A 1,694-nucleotide genomic window follows, 5' to 3' on the forward strand; every position below is an offset into this window, starting at 1 on the left:
GATAATGAAGAACAGCTTCAAAGCTTTGAGGCACAGATGGATTACTATACAAGACATATTAAATCAAACCCAGATTGGATATTTGTAAATGTTTATACAGATGAAGGCATATCAGCAACAAGCACTAAAAAGAGAGATGGATTTAATAGAATGATTGAAGATGCCTTAAGTGGCAAGATAGACCTTATAATCACAAAGTCAGTTAGTAGATTTGCAAGAAATACAGTAGATACATTAACAACAGTTAGAAAACTTAAAGAAAAAGGTGTAGAGGTATATTTTGAAAAGGAAAATATCTATACAATGGACAGCAAAGGAGAGCTACTAATTACAATAATGAGTTCATTGGCACAAGAAGAATCAAGGTCAATATCAGAAAATGTAACCTGGGGACAGAGAAAAAGGTTTGCAGATGGTAGGTTTAGCTTGCCATATAAAAATTTCTTAGGCTATACAAAGGGAGAAGATGGCTATCCTAAAATAGTTGAAGAAGAAGCAAAGATTGTAAGGCTGATATATAGGATGTTTTTAGAAGGGAAAACTGCTCTTAGCATAGCAAAGTATTTGACAGAAAACAAAGTTCCAACACCAGCAGGTAAAGGGGTATGGCACCAGAGCACAGTATTAAGTATTCTTAAAAATGAAAAATATAAAGGTGATGCAGTGCTGCAAAAGAAGTTTACAGTAGACTTTCTTACAAAGAAGATAAAGAGAAACGAAGGGGAGGTTCCACAGTATTATGTAGAAAACAGCCATCCTGCAATTATCTCACCTGAAGTATTTGATATGGTGCAGATGGAGATAAAAAATAGAAAAGAGGCAAAGGGGTATAAGACAGGGAAAAACTACTTTTCAGGGAAGATTATATGTGGTGATTGTGGAAGTTTCTATGGCAGAAAGGTCTGGCATTCCAATGATAAATATAGGAAGGTTATCTGGCAGTGCAATTCTAAGTATAAGAATGAGGAAAAGTGCAATACACCATTTATAAATGAAGAGGATTTAAAGAAGGCATTTGTAGAGGTATTTAATGGGGTTATAAATAATAAGAAAGAAATATTAAGAGGGTATGAGGAAGTGATAAAAGAAATTGTTAATACTAAAGATTTAGATGAAAAATTATTTGGACTTGAAAGACAAGCTAAAGAAATTATAGATGAAATAAACAGATGCATCCGTGATAACGCAACCAAAGCACAGGACCAAGATGAGTATATGGAAAGATACAATGCCTTAGTTGAAAGGTATGAGAGTGTTAGAAAGGAAATTGAAAGTATTGAAAATGAGAGGTTCGAAAGACTTGTAAAGAAGGATAGGATAGAGGAGTTTATGAAGGTTTTAAGGGATAGGGAGGGGTTACTTGATGAGTTTGATGGAGAGCTTTGGAATATGGTTATTGAGACGATTAAGGTTTATGAAGGTGGGAAGATGGTGTTTGTGTTTAAGGATGGGATGGAGGTGGAGGTAAAGGTGTAGGGTGATATTATAAGATAATTTTATTACGGTTTTTTATTTTATTAAAAAATTTTAACGAACATTTTATATTTAAGTAATTGCAAGTTATTGATATTATAGGTGAGATAGAAATGGAAATTTATACTAAAATAATGTGCAATTAATTGTATTACTTTAAGCTGATGCAGAATTATGTTGGAATAAAATGAAAATTTTTTATTGACAGAATTGGTAGAGGG

At 33.0% G+C, this 1,694-nt stretch carries 1 protein-coding gene; it reads left to right on the plus strand.

Annotated elements, in window-relative coordinates:
* Positions 1–1,476 (plus strand): recombinase family protein (locus Q428_RS13925; protein ID WP_152539151.1); only part of this gene is annotated, 1,476 nt, incomplete at its 5' end.
* Between the last annotated feature and the right edge of the window lie 218 nt (positions 1,477–1,694).

Source organism: Fervidicella metallireducens AeB, from assembly GCF_000601455.1.
Lineage (GTDB): Bacteria > Bacillota > Clostridia > Clostridiales > Caloramatoraceae > Fervidicella > Fervidicella metallireducens.